Source organism: Paenibacillus sp. GCM10027626, from assembly GCF_042676285.1.
Classification (GTDB): domain Bacteria; phylum Bacillota; class Bacilli; order Paenibacillales; family Paenibacillaceae; genus Paenibacillus_Z.
Genome location: NZ_JBHTHC010000022.1, coordinates 17,791 through 35,867 on the forward strand (window position 1 = coordinate 17,791; position 18,077 = coordinate 35,867).

Here is an 18,077-nt window from a genome sequence, read left to right on the forward strand (position 1 = left end):
AAAGCGATACATAGATACGTGGGAGGACAACATGCGTACTATTCGACGGTCTTACTTCGTTATGTTTCTGGCAGTCCCAATTCTGTTGCTTGTTGCCCTGATTTGGATTATGGGTTCACGGCAGACGCCCCTGCTGCCATTGTTGGCCGCGGACAGCGAATTGCCCGAGAAGGCAATTTCTCTGTTCGTTCCCATCCATTCGGATGCAAGGCTCCCTGACGGAAACGAAGATTTTGTCCGCCAAGCGATTGAGGAGAAATTCGACCTTCAGGTTAAGCTCATAAGCGCCCCGCAGGGTCCTGCATATGCCGCAGAACTAGAGGCGATGCTGCTCGCCAACAATCCGCCTGACTTATGGATTGAACAGTCTGAGGATCTTGGCGCTACACTTGCATTGTACGGTGTCCTTGGTGATCTGGGCCCTTATGTTTCCCCTGCTACCATGCCGAACTATTTCAAATATTGGGTTACCGAACGGGAATTGAAGCAGTATCGCATTCATAACCGCTTCTATCGCGCGCCCCTTCCCTATGACAAGAACTCCTATCGCAGTTACTATATTCGCCAAGATTGGCTAGACGCTCTTGGCTTGAATCTGCCATCCAATTACGAGGAGTACGTCGCTGTACTTCATGCCTTTACCTATGATGATCCGGATGGCAACGGACTGCATGATACGTATGGGTTCTCGGTCTCGGGGAACAGCAGCAGCCTGACCACCGATTGGCCGGAATACGGACGCAACGGCCTGGTATACCCTGCCTATATGAGCCAAAACAAATTAGTGGATATGGAATCGGATCTGCGGATGCAGGTTGTCGTCGAGGATATCTTGGCGGTTATTAAAGCTGGCGTAGTTGATCCCGATTGGTTTCTAAATTCGGAGCGTTCACATTTGGCCAAGGCGGCTCAGGGCAAGGTGGGCGTCGTCTTCGGGCAAACAGCGGACTTCGCGCTGGATGCCAATCCGGATAGCCTGCAGTCCTTGTCTCGCATCTATAATCCGCAAGCGAATTGGGTGCCGTTCAACCCGCTTGGCAAAGAACCGCTAGGAACTATCCCTTCTCCAGGCTCTCCATTCGTACTCTCCAAGAAGGTGGTGGACAAGCATCCTGAGAAAGCCAAGCTAATCATTGCTATGTTGGATTGGCTGGCCAGTGAGGAAGGCTTCCTGCTCACCCATTATGGGGTTGAAGGGAAGCATTACACGCGAAGCGGCAATACAATTACACTGCTGGCGGATGACAGAGGCAGAGGAACACCAGAGGAGCTGGAATGGCTATCCACGTGGAGCTTCTTTACGCCCGAAGCCCCTATGGCGCTTGGTTTGAAGGTCATCGACCCTCGCTTAACCGAGCGGGACAAGGATATCCGCGAATTTCTCGCGCAGTTACCGACCAAGCCCAAGCTTGGTGTAACGTTGTCACCGCCAATCGGCATTGATGTCAACGCATTCCGCTCCAGGCAAAATGAACTGTTGATCAAGCTGCTGTTCTCCGATAAGTCGGGTGCGCGCTGGCCCGAGTACTATGCCGATCTGATGGACAACTATTATGGCAAGGAGATTATCGCCAATTTCGAACAGCAGGTGCGGGAGGCGGCTAGTTAGCCGGATATTGCCGGGCGTGTACGGGGAGCGGCTTCGGCAGGCCCATGTTGTCAGGCTAAGCAACTGAGTCATTGAGCGCCTGGCTAGCTCCTCCTCTCCCTATTAAGACCAATTTTGTTGTATACCTTATCTCAGGCGATATGCAGAGCCACCCGCTAGGCGCGTGAAAGCTTGCCATGGCAAGTAGCGAGCGGCGTTTGGAGAGCCTGCCTCCCAAGCGGAGATAGGGTATACAAATGAAACAGGGCTAACAGAAAATATATTTAGTTAGATCTGAATTTCGAAAACCTTTTTTATCAGAGATTCTGTGGAAAGGGCCTTTTAAAACCTTCCAAGAACGCATAGCTTTCAACATGACTCATATCTGTTTCTTTTGAAAGCGTTTCAGTTAACTGTCACACCCCAACACGCCACAAGATATTTCAATTGACAACAACATATTTCTTCAAGATAATACTCATTAGTAACATATATAATACCACAAAGTATTATTGCAGTTGGGTAATATTGGACTTTCAATAGCCTCATGAGAGGCTAGGTCCGAAGGAGGACATTTAACTTATGAATTTACGAGAAAGACTGAGACCGAAGGAAACTAAATTAATGTTTATTATCGCATTAATTTGCTTACTATCACTCGGTGGGATCGTTGCTAAACAACCTGTTGAAGCAAGCGAGAGGGGTACCATTTTTTCGGACATAGAGCCAGGTAGTGAATATGAAGAAGCTTTGACAAGCCTGGTGCAACAAAAAATTATTTTTGGCTATTCAGACGGGACCTACCGTACATCAGAAAAATTGATTCGTGAACAAGCAGCGGTTATTCTCGCTAGAGCTCTACAACTCAACTTGGAGGTGGTAGATGATCCCAATTTCCAAGATGTGAATGAAAGCTCCAAGTATTATAAGTCGATTGCTGCTATTGTAAGCGCTGGGATATTCCAAGGATATTCAGATGGAACATTTAAGCCTGACCAATCGCTTACACGTGCGGAAATGGCGAAGATTCTCGTAGTTGCCTATCAGTTACCAAAAGAAGAATTAGTGGTAAACCCTTTTAAGGATGTATCCTCAACGAGTTGGTATGCTCCTTACTTGACTTCATTGATACAAAATAAGATTACAACAGGAACTTCACTGACAACGTACTCACCGAATGATGCAGTAAATCGTGGAGAAATGGCGTTATTTATCTACCGTTGTCAACAATTAGCGCAACAACAAACTGAGCGCATAATCGAGTCTGAAGTGACGACAATCACTTCGGATTCAGTTCAACTGGGTAACGAAAGCTTTACATTAACTGATGATCAAAAAACTTGGATTACGCCTGAAAATCTTCCGATATTAAAAAAATCACGAATAAAAGCTCAAATTATTGGAGGAAAAATAAGCCGTATTGAATCGGTTACTCTTTACGCAAATGGGCTATCAAATGATAAAAAGGAAAATCGAAATGTAGTGTTAACAGGTAATGGGGCTGTTATTGATGCTACCGTGATCATAAAAGGTGACAATTTGTCCATTAAAGACGCTACTATAACAAAGGATTTAATGATAGAAAGCGATGTTCAAAACAGCTTTTATCTTGAAAATGTGCTGGTAAAAGGTTCGACGATCCTATCAAAGCCACGAGAAATAGTTACAGCGGGGACGAATAACTCATTTGATTCGTTGGATATCAAAAATAGCCACAAACCCAAATTACATTTTCATAATTCAATCCTGCAATCTGTTAAAGTAGCGTTGGATAGTTTCACCGTTAAATTAACAGGTGATACCAAAACTAATGAAATAGATCTTTTAGCCGATGCTAGTATCGAGGCAGACGCAAGTATAACCATCCCCATCGTCAGGGTTGGAACTGGATCCTTAAATACCGTGTTAAATGTGAGGATAGATTCACTTTTCATCGAAAATATGAATAGTAGAATTACCCTTAGAAACGACGCTAAAATTGAAGATTTACGCATAGAACTGAAAAATAATGTGAAATCAATTTTTATCGATTACGAGACGATAAAACACAAAATTATTAGAATTAATGGGGTTCCAAATATAGATTTGCAACCTTACGCTGGCTGGTCACCCGACTCGGGAGAAAATTCTAATTTAATTGCAGCAAAAAATGCTGTTGCTTGGTTATTTTCGGACAGTACAAAAACAGCACTGAAAGCGGGCGTGGACCAAACCGCAATTGACGACGCGAAGGCTAAAGTGAATCTAGTTGCGGATGGGGCAGAAAAGTCTGCATTGGGGGCGGATCTTCAATTAGCGCAACAACTCTTAACAGATCAACTAGAAGCTATAGCTAAATTGCAAGCCGCTACTGAAGCCGTAAATGGCTTGTTCACGGACAGTACAAAAACAGCACTGAAAGCGGGCGTAGGCCAAGCCGCAATTGACGACGCGAAGGCTAAAGTGAATCTAGTTGCGGATGGGGCAGAAAAGTCTGCATTGGGGGCGGATCTTCAATTAGCGCAACAACTCTTAACCGCGCAACTAGAAGCTATAGCTAAATTGCAAGCCGCTACTGAAGCCGTAAATGGCTTGTTCACGGACAGTACAAAAACTGCACTGAAAGCGGGCGTAGACCAAGCCGCAATTGACGACGCGAAGGCAAAAGTGAATCTAGTTGCGGATGGGGCGGAAAAGTCTGCATTGGGGGCGGATCTTCAATTAGCACAACAACTCTTAACAGATCAACTAGAAGCTATAGCTAAATTGCAAGCCGCTACTGAAGCCGTAAATGGCTTATTCGCGGACAGTACCAAAACTGCATTGAAAGCGGGCGTAGGCCAAGCCGCAATTGACGACGCGAAGGCTAAAATGAATCTAGTTGCGGATGGGGCAGAAAAGTCAGCACTGGGGGCGGATCTTCAATTAGCACAACAACTCTTAACAGATCAACTAGAAGCTATAGCTAAATTGCAAGCCGCTACTGAAGCCGTAAATGGCTTATTCGCGGACAGTACAAAAACAGCATTGAAAGCAGGCGTGGACCAAGCCGCCATTGACGACGCGAATGCAAAAGTTGCTCTGGTTGCTGATGGTGCGGAAAAGTCAGCATTGATGGTTAATCTTCAATTAGCACAACAACTCTTAACAGATCAACTAGAAGCTATAGCTAATTTACAAGCGGCTACTGAAGCCGTAAATGGCTTATTCGCGGACAGTACAAAAACAGCATTGAAAGCGGGCGTAGACCAAGCCGCAATTGACGACGCGAAGGCAAAAGTTGACCTGGTTGCTGATGGTGCAGAAAAGTCTGCTCTAAAAAAAGCAATTGAAATAGCTCAAGATTTGTTTAGCCAAATCTTAGCAGCGCCGACTTTAACGGGGACAGCTCCGAATGTCGACACTGTGCGATTTACATTTTCCGATGATGCTGCGTGGAGAGACAAAATTACCGGAGTTTATCAAAATGGCAACTCGGTTCCTATCCACAGCTCTAGGGTGAACAGATCTACCGCAGGAATTATTGAAATTAATCTTACTGGCGCTTCACTAAGACCAGGAACGCATGAATTTCTAATTAAAGCGGAAGGGTATGTGGACGCTGTGGTTACTATTGAAGTGCCCGTACCGTTAGCCGCACCGACTTTAACGGGGACAACTCCGAATGTCGACACCGTGCGAATTACATTTGCCGATGATGCTGCGTGGAGAGACAAAATTACCGGAGTTTATCAAAATGGCAACTCGGTTCCTATCCACAGCTCTAGGGTGAACAGATCTACCGCAGGAATTATTGAAATTAATCTTGCTGGCGCTTCACTAAGACCAGGGACGCATGAATTTCTCATTAAAGCAGAAGGGTATGCGGACGCTGCGGTTACTGTTGAAGTGGCCCCACCGTTAACAGCGCCGATTTTAACGGGGACAGCTCCGAATGTCGACACTGTGCGATTTACATTTACCGATGATACTGCGTGGAGAGACAAAATTACCGGGGTTTATCTAAATGGCAACTCGATTCCCATCCACAGCTCTAGGGTGAATAGATCTACCGCAGGAATCATTGAAATTGATCTTACTGATGCTTCACTAAGACCAGGAACGCACGAATTTCTAATTAAAGCAGAAAGGTATGAAGATGTTATGGTAGTGATTACTAGTGAGCCTTGATTATAATAAAGCATAGTTGTTATGATAGATATACTTACTTAATTCGTGTGGATATTCAATTAATTTCTTATGTGAATACAAATGTGTTTGGAGTTGTTCTAACTGAAAAAAAGAGGTCGACAAATCGGAGCGGATGGAGAAAAAAGTAGGGAGTTGCTTTTGAAGATCGCAGCAAAACAATTTGCTTTATATGGATTCCATGATACGAAAATCAGTGCGATCGTAAAAGAAGCAAACGTGACACAGCCAACATTTTATTTATATTTCAAAAGTAAAGATGCAATTTTTCAAGAATTGATTGATTTATTTAAAGCTAAGTTGCACACACGGGTTGAGCAAAGCAGACTCACTTCTGGTATTGAGACTGGAGGGCTGCTGGAACGAATCGCCAATAATATTGCCTTGATTTTTCAGCTATTTCAAGAAAATGAACAGGTCGCACGGATCGGTTTTTTTCTCTCAGAGGATGCTATTGAAATAAAAGAACAAATGGCAAAGCAAATTGAAGAAAACCTTGCTGTAGAAGTAGAAAATGGCTATTTCCATTCGAACATTGATTTAAGCATTGTTGCCTCAGCAATCGTAGGTGTTCTTGGACACCTTACATTAACAAAATTATGGACAGGTTTAAAGACGCCAGACGAGCTTTCCAAAGAAGTGACTAGGCTCTTTTTGTATGGATTAATAAGAGAAAATTAAATTGCAAAAAAAATTACACAGTCCCTACTCTTGAATGATTAGATGCAAAAGACGCAAAGGAATAATATTCCCTAGCGTCTTTTTTAGTGGCTTTACTTTCATGTTAGGTTCTGCCTTTGATGTTTATTACTATTATTGTTGATCCCGAACTTCCAACATTCTGAGCAGCATCACGACCGCTTCCGTCCTCGTTACCGTGTCGTTCGGGACGAACTTGTTGCCGCCGCGGCCGTTGACGATGCCAAACCTCTTGATCGCTTCCACCGCGCCTTTTGCCCACTTCGGAATGTCTTCCTCATCGGCGAAGCTGGTTCGTGCATTCGGGTCAAGAGATAATCCCGATGCTCTTGCAATCATCGACGCCATTTCTGCCCGGGTGATTTGCGCGTCCGCCCGGAAGCTGTCGTCCTCGTACCCGTTCACGATTCCTGCTTGCACTGCGAGAGCAACCGCCTGTTTGGCCCAGGCACCGATCTTGGCCTGATCCTTGAAGGTAAGTTCCGCACCTGTTCCGTCCAGTTTTAGCGCGCTAACCAGCATGACTGTAAATTCGGCACGAGTGATTGGGTTGTTCGGCCTAAATGTCCCGTCCGGATAACCGCTGACTATACCTTTCGCCGCGGCGCGAATGATGGAGCTCTCGCCCCAATGGCCCGCGATGTCTGTGAATGATGGGTCCGCCTTTTTAGGTGTTTCCCCACCATCCTTCTTTTTCACGTCAACCACCAGAACGGTAAATCTGGTAAAGTGGTCAACCTCTACTGTGATCCATTCGCCGTCAACCGTTCCACCGATTTCGATCCACGTTTTCTTTTTTTCGTCGTAGTAGAAGACGGCGACTTTCTGATTTTCGCCTACTTTAGTCGGATCGAATTGTATCGATATTGAAACAGGCTTCTTGAAGTTTCCGCTGAAGTTTTTCAAGACTTCAAATACTTTACTGACGAGCCTTTCCTTATCCGTCAAGAGGCTGGCTGTATCAAGCAGCTTTTCGATCGTGATGCGTAGTTCTTGTTCTGCTGCCCCATTAGGAACCTTAATGACGATTTCGTCACCCAGACTAATTTCACCGGATCTTCCGACCGGAATGGCGATTGTGCCATTAGTCGATGTAACATTGCCAGAGTCACCGCCGACCCAACCCCCACCGCCACCTGAACCGCTGGACCCGCCATTTTCTCTTGCTGCCCTTTGGGGTCGCTGTCGCTACATTGGAGAAGTCGCTCGATACGCCCGCTTGGACAGCTTTCACCGCGAACGCATAGCTCGTCCCGTTCGTCAAGCCGGTGACGGTGTACGCGACCTCCGTTACATTCGCTTGGACGAGATCATTATGGATTATGTACTGATCTTGGAAGATCGGCAGATCGCTCCGGACATCCATATACCTGAAAAATCGATATGGCCGAACATCGATGAACAAGCCATCGGACAAGTCGTGCGAAACCTTATTGACAATGCCATTCAATATGGCGGGGAAGGCCGCTATCTCGGAGTTTATTTGACAGAAACGCCGGATGTTGTGCAATTATCGGTCCGGGATCGCGGGAAAGGGATTCCCGCGGAGGAGCAGCGCAACATATTCGAACGTTTCTACCGACTCGACAAGGGGCGGAAAAGCGATGGCATGGGCGTAGGTCTCTCCATTGCCCATGAAATCATCAAGCTGCATGACGGCCGTATCTTCCTGGAAAGTGAACCGTTCGTGTCGACGGCGTTTACCATAGAGTTGCCTCGTGCTGCTATCGTACACATGCGCCTCATAGGTGACCGTATTTAAAAAAATCGCTCAGAATCTGTAATCGAACCACTCGCTAACAGCCTGATTAATCCTGTTTTTTGTTCTTTCAACTTGTCAATGCGTCTTTTACCATTCTCTGCCCCGTACCAAATTTTTCTGAAGAGACATTGTACGTACAACCCTTCCAAGATCATTAGGCAACCGGGTAGATTAGTAAACTCTACGGAGCGTTTATTGAAAGGGACAAATATGCTTGATATTCTAAAATTACAGGAGGCGGACAATATGGATTGCATCAAGGTGGGAAGGCTTATTCAGAGTCTTCGTAAAGAGAAAAGAATGACTCAAAAAGAATTAGCCCATCTTATGAACATTAGTGATAAGACGATTTCAAAATGGGAACGCGGTTTAGGGTGTCCGGATGTGTCCTTGCTTGGGGAGCTATCCAACGTATTAGGAGTAAATATCGAGAAGATTTTATCCGGGGATTTAAATCCGAATGAGCAGGACGGAGGAAATATGAAGAACGTGAAATTTTACGCGTGTCAAAGCTGTGGCAATGTTATGACCAGTACAGGGGCAACGAGCATTTCATGTTGCGGTAGGATACTGAAGCCGCTGATTCCCAAATCGGAGAACGATGAGCACGAAATAACCGTTCACGAAATTGAAGAGGATTACTTTGTTACCATTATGCACGAGATGAGCAGAGACCATTACATATCTTTTGTAGCCTATATTTCATATGACAGGGTGATGCTTATCAAACTGTACCCGGAACAACTCGCAGAAGTACGCTTTCCCAAAATGTACGGCGGAACGTTGTATACGTATTGCAACCGACATGGATTATGGAAATATGAGAAAAAGAAATTGGGATCAAGGAGGGTCACCCGAAATGAGAAAGGCGCTACTAATTATTGACATGCAGGTTATGCCCTTTGTATGGAAAGACTATGGTGGAAAATCTCTATATCAGGAAGAGAAACTGCTAGAAAATACAAGGCGATTAATTGATAAAGCTCGAAAGGGAAATTCACCCGTATTCTATATCATGTTTACTGAGCCGCATGGTTCTCTAAGATCGGAGAATCAACCACTATGGCATGTACATGAACAGATCGCTCCCCTTGCACATGATCATATCATTATTAAAAATTACGCGGATTCGTTTCTAGCTTCCGAGCTCCATCCCCGGTTACGGGATCAAGGTATCGACACTTTAGTGATATGCGGCGTACAAACCGAGTATTGCGTGGACACAACGGTGAAGAGTGGTTATTCGCGCGGCTACAAAGTAGAATTGGCAGAGGATTGCCACACCACTTACGATTCAGATGGATTAACGGCAGAACAAATCATAAACCATCATAATAGCATTCTTGCCCAATTTGCTACAATGGTTCGCTCGAGCGAAGTCCAGTTTTAGAATCCAACTGATTATTAAAAGGTGAGAAGGATAATTTCTCCTCTTATATAGAACGACTATTAGCAGATCAACACTTGATGTTACGGAAAACGATAGTTCGTGGCAAGAAAAAAAGAGAGCTTCTAAAGCTCTCTATAGGCTGGCTGCATTAACCCTTGAGTGGACTGATCCACCGGGTGCTCAAAATATTGCGACTGAACCGGATCTTCCAATGGCACTGACGGCTGCATTTTTTGATAGGGCTCATCCACATACATGATTCTGCGCTGAACTTGCATAAGCCCATTCACGACGCGAAGCGCGACCCAAAAAAGCACAACGCCTACGCCTACGTACAGCATATATTGCTGATTATAGGTCCAATCGATATGAAAATAACTGAACAAACTATTCTCCAAAATATCAAGCTGAATTTCATTCATCAAAATGATATGCACGACTGGAAGAACAATAAGTCCAAGTCCTAGTGACAACACAGTTACCATTATAACAAAGAAGACAATGCCTGTTACAAATCTCAGTATGACGAGCAGCAGATTTCGAATGAACAGCCCACTGTCAAAACCTCTCACCATTCGCATAAACCAGTTCTGCCCAGCCTCAGACTGTTGATGATTGTAGGGATATGAAACAGGAGCAGTCGGTAAACCCAAAATTTGTCGAATCATGCCTTGTTCAAAATTCACAATCCCATTCAATATCTTAGCTACTCCAAAAAACAGAGGTATTCCGATAAATATTGGAGTTAAACCGATCGATAGAGCAAGACCCGTTACCGCTACTGTAAAATAGATAATCCCTAACGGGAGAGATAGCAATAAATAGAGGATCGTTGCATAGGTTTTTGGATTAAAAAGCACCCAATTCACTTTACCTGTCGGCGTTGTGGCAGCCGTTTCAGTTGCCTTCATATTCGAACACTTCCTTTGGATTCATAAGTTCACGATCTAAGTTATAAATCCAGTATAACCGCCTTATTCGCCAGCCATAACCGTCTTAGGAAGTGTCTGATCCCAGCCTTTAGACTAGGATCCATCCAGCTCAGATACAGCCAAATAGAGAACCCCTTCAGTATTACTATATAAGTTTAGGCTCAAAATCACTGTATTCTCACTGGCAACACACAGCACTCCACATACCCCATATGCGAAAATATAAGCCATTTGGTTCCCATCCGCCGCGGCGCACCAAATCCCTGATTTTTAAAAGTTTTCACAACTCGTGTATGGTCCTGTCTAGTTGCACTCTCCCATCAGCATCTCCACAAACTTAATGTCAGCTGGAGCAAACTCATACTCCCCTAGTTCCCGCGGGTACACCCATCGATATTTATCGTGATCGACAGCCTCCGGGAGTTCATGCTTAATAGCGCCGGAATCCGTTTAATCAAAAACTCACTATTGTCGAACTCGAACGGGTCCATTATTCCCGCTTCCACCATCAGTCCCCGCAACATCCGGTTCCCATTGCGCCCGCCATAAAAATCATAAAGGCTTATACTATAATACCGCGTGAAATTTTCAAGGGTAAGACTTAACCCCGTATCCTCCTGAAAGTATTTTAGCTTGCTGACCAAGCTTTTGCGGTTAATCGTCGTTTGTTTCAAGCTTTTCAGAATGTATTCCTTCGTCTGTTTCTCAAGCTGAATGAAGCTCCCTCTCGGCAAGCTGGAAAAACCATGCTCGACATAATGCTGAACCGAATGCTTCGTTTTGCCAAGCAAGGCTCTAAATTTGTCCTGAAAACTATACTCCTTATGCGCTTGTCCGATGAAGTCCAAAACCGTTAAGCATTCCTTTCCTTCCGCCAAGCGCAGTCCGCGGCCAAGCTGCTGCAAGAACACAGTCAAGCTCTCCGTAGGACGCAAAAATAAAATCGTATTGATCTCCGGGATATCTACCCCTTCATTATACAGATCAACAACGAAAATAACCTTTAATTCGCCTGAAACTAGCCTTCCTTTGGCGCCGTTGCGCTCCTCATAGCTGGACTTTCCATGCAAGGCCGCCGCGGCAATTCCCGCTTCATTGAACACTTTAGCCATATATAACTATCTCTACATTTGATCAAAATCGTTATAAATCAACAGACAAACGCCCATATGCGGAAAAATAGGCTGTGTACCATCCGCTGTGGCGCTAAATCCATTTTTCCACAAACTTGATGTCTGCTGGTGCAAACTAGACACCCCCGGCTCCCGAGGGTACCCTCATCTAAAGAACTTTCAGATTCCCTTAGTTCACAATGTGCTCCACTTAATCTTTGCTCACTTGAAACCGAACAGCAACCTACGGAAAAGTGGAACAACAGCCACCCGACCGCCGGAAGTACTAGCTATGTATTATTAAATCAAGGGAGAGCCGCTGTATGATGTAATCAAGCATAAATAAGCCCCGCTCTTCGCGAAACCGGCGCTGCCATGGTTCTTCCGCTATCGAGCATGCCGCGGCTGAAAAAACCACATGGAGTTGTTACACTCGCATGTGGTATGTAGTAAAATATTATTAGAATAATTCTAATGCTTCAGTTAGAAATTCATCTTCACTATTATCTATCTTTGTTTTTATGATGCTCCTGCATCGATTTTTTTGTTCTTCTGAAAGTCTTTCTACAATAGAAGCCAATAACTGAAATGAATGTCGACTTATTTCAAAGCTTGAATTATCTAATAAATTTGTTAACAGTTCAATATGTGGACTATAATCGAGATTCTCTAAAGCATACAATAGAGTTCCTCTACTTCCTTCAGTTTTTGGGTTTTCCAATAATCGGATTAGAGGCTTTACTGCAATATTATCTCCAATATCAGATAGAGCGATTGCAATTGAATTTCTTAAAATTTTGCTATTAGTGCTTTCTAAATATTTCAATAATATGGGCAAATAAGATCTATCTCTCGTTTCACCAACATAATCGACTATTTTAATAGCCATTTCCATGTCTCCTTCAGATATATATTGATCTAAGTTTTTCAATATATCAACTCCTTATTTAACCTTTGGCTTACCAATTGATACCCAGTAATCATATACTGCTTTTGCCTCGCTGGAATTATCTATATCATTACCACCGAATTCCCTTTTACCTTCTCTATGCCACCATTTCTGAAATTCTTTATCATTATAGCCATACCAGTTATCTCTACTAGACTTCGAACCACCTCTTAATTCTTTTCCTTTCTTCTTAACACCCATCATTGCAGTTATACCTTGTTTAGCGAGTGTTCTTCCCCACAGATATCCATCCACAAAATCTGGAAAACCCTGCTCAATTTGTGTCTTCATATATGCTTTAAGCAATCTATCTCTTAGTCTCAACTGAGTATCTCTATCAAGACTATAATAATAATCATTGTCACCTGCTAGCCAACGTACGTACGAATAATCATCTGGATATGACGTCCAGTAATTTTGCGTATAGTGAACCGAGTTATAACTTGTCCCTGACTCACTAATAAACCCCATTACTTGTTCTTTCCAAATAATTGGTCTACCTATAAAGTCGCTATCTTCTCCTAGATAAACACTATCCGATGATTTACATGTACCAGTTTGTGCATATTTACCATTTGCAGACACGCAATAATGTCCCGTTGGATCAGTATAAATCAACGGATTATTATGCACATACGTATAACGGTTTTGACTCAGTGGATTGTTAATCTCACCTTCATACGTATCCTCAGATATAAACCTTCCCATGCTTGGGTCATACCACCTAGCACGTAAATGCTGCAAGCCTACCTGTTGATCCCACAGCTCGCCTGAATAACGAAAAGGATTCGAAACTGTTTCTACTGTTGTCAACGGGTTTCCCCACATATCATACGTATAGCGGTTCAGGCTGGTATTTCCTGTACTGTCCCGCAGTTCAACTACATCCCCATGTCCGTTTTGGAGGTAATAGTACTTCCCATTACTTCCAATTCCCGCGACTAATCCTTGGCCTCGGACATACTGGGCTTTGGCTGTAACGATACCATTTGTTACCTTTCCTTCAGCCACGATCTGGTCCCCATCATAATAATAACGAACAGTGTCATTGTTTTCCGTACGCTCGACCAGGAGGCCATCACCGTTATACTTATAACTTACACGCTCTCCGGCTGCTTTGGCAACATCGGTTAATCGATTCCATGCATCATAAGTATAAGATGTATCTCCCGCGGCTAGGAATAGATTACGATTACTTTGGATTGTCAATCGGTTGCCGCGCTTATCATACGTGTAACTCTCATTGAACTGGGATGAGGTTTCGATACGATTCAGCGCGTCATACGTATATTGGAACGTCTGATCGGAACCATTTTGTCTTGCGACTTGTTTGATTATGTTCTGATTCGTGTCATGGTCATAATCGAAAAAGTTGATTACTTCTCCATTTGATTTTGTCTGCGTTAATGTTTTAATCGTATAACCATCGTAGGTAAAAGAGCTTAGGTTACCGTTTAACTGTTTAATGCTCTTTAGCTGATTATTATTCAGGTACTCATATTCGGCATCGAATGTATCCGTTGAAGAACCCACTGTCTTTAGACGATTCATACTATCGTACGTATAGACATTTTTGTAGCCAAATGGGCCGATCAACGTTTCGCGAAGGCCCAGATTATTATACGTATACGATATTTTTTTCAAGTCAGGGAACGTCACTTCAATTAATTCTCCGGTTGTCGCCTTATAGGAATACCTCGTCAAACCAATACTGTCTATCATCGTGAGACGCCGGCCAGCTTGATCATACGTATACGCGACATTATCCATCGGGCTCGATTTGTTCACCAAAAAATTCCGATTGTTGTATTGGAACGTGAACTGCTGCCCTTTTTTATCCACTGTCCGTTCTATGTTGTTATTCGCATCATAGTAGCTTTTCTCGATCTGCCCCGTCTGGTCGGTTTCCTTAATAATTCGACCCAATTGATCGGCTTCTTTATAAACCGACTTTCCGTCTGGATAGCGGATTTCCTTTAAATTCCCCGCTAGGGAATAAAAATAGGACGTCGAGTTCTGCTGAGGATCCGTGACTTGCGTTAATCGCCCTAACGCATCATACTTAAAAGAAGTGCTATGTTGAGCATCCGAACGTGAAATAACATTCCCTGCATAATCATATTGTGTGGAACCCACGTTCTGAAATCCTGTTCCTTTGTTTAACTCCATCGACGTTTGACGACCTAGCAGATCATAGAAAGACTTCGTCTGAATGCCCTCCGGGTCTCTGGTGGTTGTGGTCCGATTAATTTCATCATATTCCACCGTAGAACTGGAGAGGGTAGCCGTCGGCAAATTGGTTTTTATTAATTGATTCCAAGCATTATACTCATAGGTTGTTTGACGCCCATTCGCGTCCCATTCCGTGCTTAACCGCCCCAAATGGTCATATCCGAAGCGATTCAGCATCCGATAGGATCCGTCTACGATCCCCACTTCACGTTTTTGGCCCAATGAATCCCAGGTTTGTCGAGTCGTTACCCCTGTCTCATCCGTAACGGTTACTTGATTAAGCGCATCATTGTAAGCCGCCGTGGAAAATGACAGATCGGGGTGGATGACCTTCGTTAATCGCCCCAATTTATCATACTCGTATTGAGTCGTATTGTTTTTCCCATCGGTAGAGGAGGTAACCAAACCGGTTGTGGAATCGTAACCCATCTGATAAATAATAGTACTGGTTTGCTGGTCAGCATTGGTTACGTTAATGGATTGCTTGATTGGAAAGGCGCCTGAATACCCATATTCCATTATATACACGGTGTCCTGATTATCATCTCGAACGGTTATCTTCCCAATATTTCCATAGGGATCGATATTTTCGTATTTGGATTGCGATAGTAACGTACCGGGCTGATCTGTAATGGCTACCTCTGTAATCGTCCCTTGGCTATTGCGCGTATATTGGGTGTTACGTGTCGTATTCTCATTTATTTTCTCCGACACATTGCTTAGCAGATGTGTAGTTGGATGATACGAATAATTAGTCGTAACGTTTATGGCATTGGTTTGGGTAAGGATATTGCCATAATCATCATAAGTGACTTTATTAATAATCGGCATACCACTACTATTCCCTTTACGATACGTGTTCGTAGTTTGAATAGGTTCCGTTATTTTACGCGCACGATCATAAAGGTAGGCCGTAGTCCTGCTCTCAATCCCAACTGTCTCTTCGATGCTATTAAGATAGAAGACGGCTGGTGTGTTATCATCAATATAATCCTTTTCATAATCAAACTTTTTTATGGCGTAACCATTATCGATTGTCGCACCAAAACTGGTAATATCCTGATTGTAGCTACTTCCTATATCAGATTGATAGGTAAAACTCAATTGATTGTAATCGACTGAATTGTCTATATCCTTGCGTGAATGAATGCGATATGTTTGCTCGGATGCCGAATCAGGTCCGATTAACCGGGTTATTGGGGAGGATTCATAGGTGTAAGTGGTCTTTGCTCCATTCGCATACTGAATTTGATTCAATAAGTAAACTTGATTGTTCTCCGCGGCAAAATGGTTTAAATTAAAATTAGCATCTTTGGCCTGATACGAATAGTGTGTTGTCCGTCCCATCGGGTCGGATACCGCGGACAAATATTCGGACTCATACGTTGGGCGAAATGGTAATTTACCCTGCTTTTTTATTTTAGATTTCGTATAACGAATGGTTTTATCCCCTTGTACCAGCGTTATTCCCCATTCATCGTACGAAATTTGGATACTATTCCCGATCGCATCCGAAATGGTTGTTAGTACCTTACCATAAATTGCATTCTGCGAATATTTGAACTGAATCGTATTGCCGTAAGGGTCGGCGATTTGAATTAATCTGCCGTCGCTTGCAAAATAATAGCTACGTCCGTGAATGGATTTAACAGCTTTGGCCGACCATTCCCCGTTTACATTCACCGAGGAATTGTTTTCAATCGTTAAGTCCTTCCACGGGTAACCTTTAAGTGAATTACCACTAATCTCATAGGTTCCACCACTCCCCATGTTGAGGTAACTGCTGCCTTCCACCGTCTTGATATAAGGAATATCCCACGTCCAACCTGCACCAAGCGGATATATTTGTTGCTCGTAGCTCTTTTTATTTGCGATATTCCGCCAAATCGGTATGAAAGGGCCATCCTCGTAAAAATTTATTAATTCCGAATGTGCATCATTATGAACATAATAAGCAGCACGCCACATATTGCCGTTGTCATCTGGTCCTGCCCAAGCCGACGGATTGAGTATTTGACCTCTGAAATCCTGAATGTAAGCGAACCATGAGACTGCATCTAACATATTCTCTAACGTTCCATCAGTTACATGAGAAGTGTCGTACTGAATATAACCTGATTGCTGCGGTATAGCATAATCTACATTAACACCATCACGGCTATACTGAATAACAATATCGGCCTGGATTCGGACCGCGCATACACAAAAAAAAGTGAACTCAGTTTGTTTATCAAATGCACTGGAATTCGACGAATTATAGTAGCGCTTTAAAGAAAAGGACAATCCATTACGTCCCGGAAGATATAAATCAGTTGAGCTTACACTTAAACTCCCATCAAGCGGTGAAATATACTCATTCTCCTGATCAAGAGAGAAGATCGAGGAAATGTTTTTAGTGTTCAAATTATTAATAGTCTTCAATAATGTAGGATCAGGTGGCGGAACTTCTATGGACGATGAATTCAAACTAAAAGCTCGATTTCGTTCAGTTCCATATGTAGATTGAATAACTGTATAGTCACTACCATGATCAGTAGTAAATATGGGCGGAATAAAATCAATTTGTTCATTATAGGTTGTATCAGTTACTGTCTTGACTTGCTCCAGCGAATCGTCATTGCTCGATTGTTCAGTCTCCACAATTTGCGGTTGTTTTTGGGAAACTGTAACCGATTCATCTGCTAAGGTTGCTGTGGTTGTCACGAACAGCATACTGACTATAAGCAGACAAGTGATAACATACTTAGCATTTACAATAAAGCCTTTCAATCGGATCACTTCCCCTTAGTTTTCTCACGTTCTGTCCATGAATAAACTACATTCATTTTCCTTGTAGTTGGTCGGATACTACTCTAAAACCTAGTTGTGGATTCACCTGCGTTTCTAATTCAGTTCATTCCCCAAATACAGGGATATTATATTTGTTTTGGGAAATCAACCCCGACAAGAGGAGAGAAGAGGCCTTATTACAACTGGGCTTTGAAACTTCCCATTTACGAAGGCGGCATGAAATTTCTTGATCATGCCGCCTAATTGTAAATTAATTTCCGGATAATACGGGGATAGAAGAATTAATTGTGCTCCCATTTCCCAATTGCCCGCTACTGTTGAGTCCCCATGCCCATACACTTCCGTCTGCTTTCATAGCCAAGTTATAGTAATCTCCTGTTGCAATGCGTTCTACCCCGCTCAATCCAATTACCTGTACCGGATTCCATCTCAACATCATCGTTCCATCTCCGATTT

The 18,077-nt window shown here is 43.4% G+C and carries 10 protein-coding genes and 2 pseudogenes; 6 read left to right on the forward strand and 6 right to left on the reverse strand.

The features are described 5' to 3' along the window. Positions 1-31: 31 nt before the first annotated feature. From ACFQ0N_RS30255 to ACFQ0N_RS30265, 3 genes are all read left to right on the forward strand, one after another. Positions 32-1,609 carry an extracellular solute-binding protein gene (locus tag ACFQ0N_RS30255; protein WP_379333523.1) on the forward strand — a complete coding sequence of 526 codons (1,578 nt, stop codon included), beginning with the start codon at positions 32-34 and terminating at the stop codon, positions 1,607-1,609. 561 nt (positions 1,610-2,170) lie between these two features. Further along, entirely contained in the window at positions 2,171-5,737 is a 3,567-nt protein-coding gene (locus ACFQ0N_RS30260; RefSeq protein WP_379333525.1) for a toxin Cry1Ac domain D-VI-related protein, read from the forward strand. A 159-nt stretch (positions 5,738-5,896) separates the two neighbouring features. After that, positions 5,897-6,436 (forward strand): TetR/AcrR family transcriptional regulator, encoded by a 540-nt coding sequence (locus ACFQ0N_RS30265; protein ID WP_379333528.1) that lies wholly within the window; start codon positions 5,897-5,899, stop codon positions 6,434-6,436. A 132-nt stretch (positions 6,437-6,568) separates the two neighbouring features. Here ACFQ0N_RS30265 and ACFQ0N_RS30270 read toward each other — a convergent pair whose 3' ends face one another. Beyond that, the gene (locus ACFQ0N_RS30270) at positions 6,569-7,402 is read right to left on the reverse strand and encodes an S-layer homology domain-containing protein (RefSeq protein ID WP_379333530.1); all 834 of its coding nucleotides are present in this window, start codon (positions 7,400-7,402) and stop codon (positions 6,569-6,571) included. A 367-nt stretch (positions 7,403-7,769) separates the two neighbouring features. Between ACFQ0N_RS30270 and ACFQ0N_RS30275 the strand changes: the two genes are divergently transcribed. From ACFQ0N_RS30275 to ACFQ0N_RS30285, 3 genes are all read left to right on the forward strand, one after another. Next, positions 7,770-8,216, forward strand: coding sequence for a sensor histidine kinase (locus ACFQ0N_RS30275; protein WP_379333532.1), 447 nt, complete (start codon positions 7,770-7,772; stop codon positions 8,214-8,216). Positions 8,217-8,462: 246 nt separating this feature from the next. Further along, positions 8,463-9,101, forward strand: a complete 639-nt coding sequence (locus ACFQ0N_RS30280) for a helix-turn-helix domain-containing protein (protein WP_379333534.1) — start codon at positions 8,463-8,465, stop codon at positions 9,099-9,101. After that, the gene (locus ACFQ0N_RS30285; protein ID WP_379333536.1) at positions 9,076-9,606 is read left to right on the forward strand and encodes a cysteine hydrolase family protein; all 531 of its coding nucleotides are present in this window, start codon (positions 9,076-9,078) and stop codon (positions 9,604-9,606) included. The genes ACFQ0N_RS30280 and ACFQ0N_RS30285 overlap by 26 nt, the downstream gene beginning before the upstream one ends. 122 nt (positions 9,607-9,728) lie before the next feature. On the opposite strand, the gene ACFQ0N_RS30290 is transcribed toward ACFQ0N_RS30285, so the two are convergent. From ACFQ0N_RS30290 to ACFQ0N_RS30310, 5 genes and pseudogenes are all read right to left on the reverse strand, one after another. Then, on the reverse strand, positions 9,729-10,517 hold the full coding sequence (locus ACFQ0N_RS30290) for a sensor domain-containing protein (RefSeq protein ID WP_379333538.1): 789 nt from the start codon (positions 10,515-10,517) through the stop codon (positions 9,729-9,731). 431 nt (positions 10,518-10,948) lie between these two features. Then, positions 10,949-11,656 (reverse strand): annotated as a pseudogene (locus tag ACFQ0N_RS30295) (helicase-related protein); the annotation flags it as partial. Between the two features lie 454 nt (positions 11,657-12,110). Further along, positions 12,111-12,581 carry a HEAT repeat domain-containing protein gene (locus tag ACFQ0N_RS30300; protein ID WP_379333540.1) on the reverse strand — a complete coding sequence of 157 codons (471 nt, stop codon included), beginning with the start codon at positions 12,579-12,581 and terminating at the stop codon, positions 12,111-12,113. A gap of 12 nt (positions 12,582-12,593) precedes the next feature. Then, positions 12,594-17,600: an RHS repeat domain-containing protein gene (locus ACFQ0N_RS30305; RefSeq protein ID WP_379333542.1), complete on the reverse strand. Its 5,007-nt coding sequence runs from the start codon at positions 17,598-17,600 to the stop codon at positions 12,594-12,596. Positions 17,601-17,871: 271 nt separating this feature from the next. Further along, positions 17,872-18,077: pseudogene (locus ACFQ0N_RS30310) on the reverse strand (RCC1 repeat- and reductase domain-containing protein); the annotation flags it as partial.

What these genes read in the sequence shown, in the direction of transcription:
- ACFQ0N_RS30255 (WP_379333523.1), top strand. Translation starts at nt 32, where the DNA reads ATGCGTACTATTCGACGGTCTTACTTCGTTATGTTTCTGGCAGTCCCA.
- ACFQ0N_RS30260 (WP_379333525.1), top strand. Translation starts at nt 2,171, where the DNA reads ATGAATTTACGAGAAAGACTGAGACCGAAGGAAACTAAATTAATGTTT.
- ACFQ0N_RS30275 (WP_379333532.1), top strand. Translation starts at nt 7,770, where the DNA reads ATGGATTATGTACTGATCTTGGAAGATCGGCAGATCGCTCCGGACATC.
- ACFQ0N_RS30280 (WP_379333534.1), top strand. Translation starts at nt 8,463, where the DNA reads ATGGATTGCATCAAGGTGGGAAGGCTTATTCAGAGTCTTCGTAAAGAG.
- ACFQ0N_RS30285 (WP_379333536.1), top strand. Translation starts at nt 9,076, where the DNA reads ATGAGAAAGGCGCTACTAATTATTGACATGCAGGTTATGCCCTTTGTA.
- ACFQ0N_RS30290 (WP_379333538.1), bottom strand. Translation starts at nt 10,517, where the DNA reads ATGAAGGCAACTGAAACGGCTGCCACAACGCCGACAGGTAAAGTGAAT.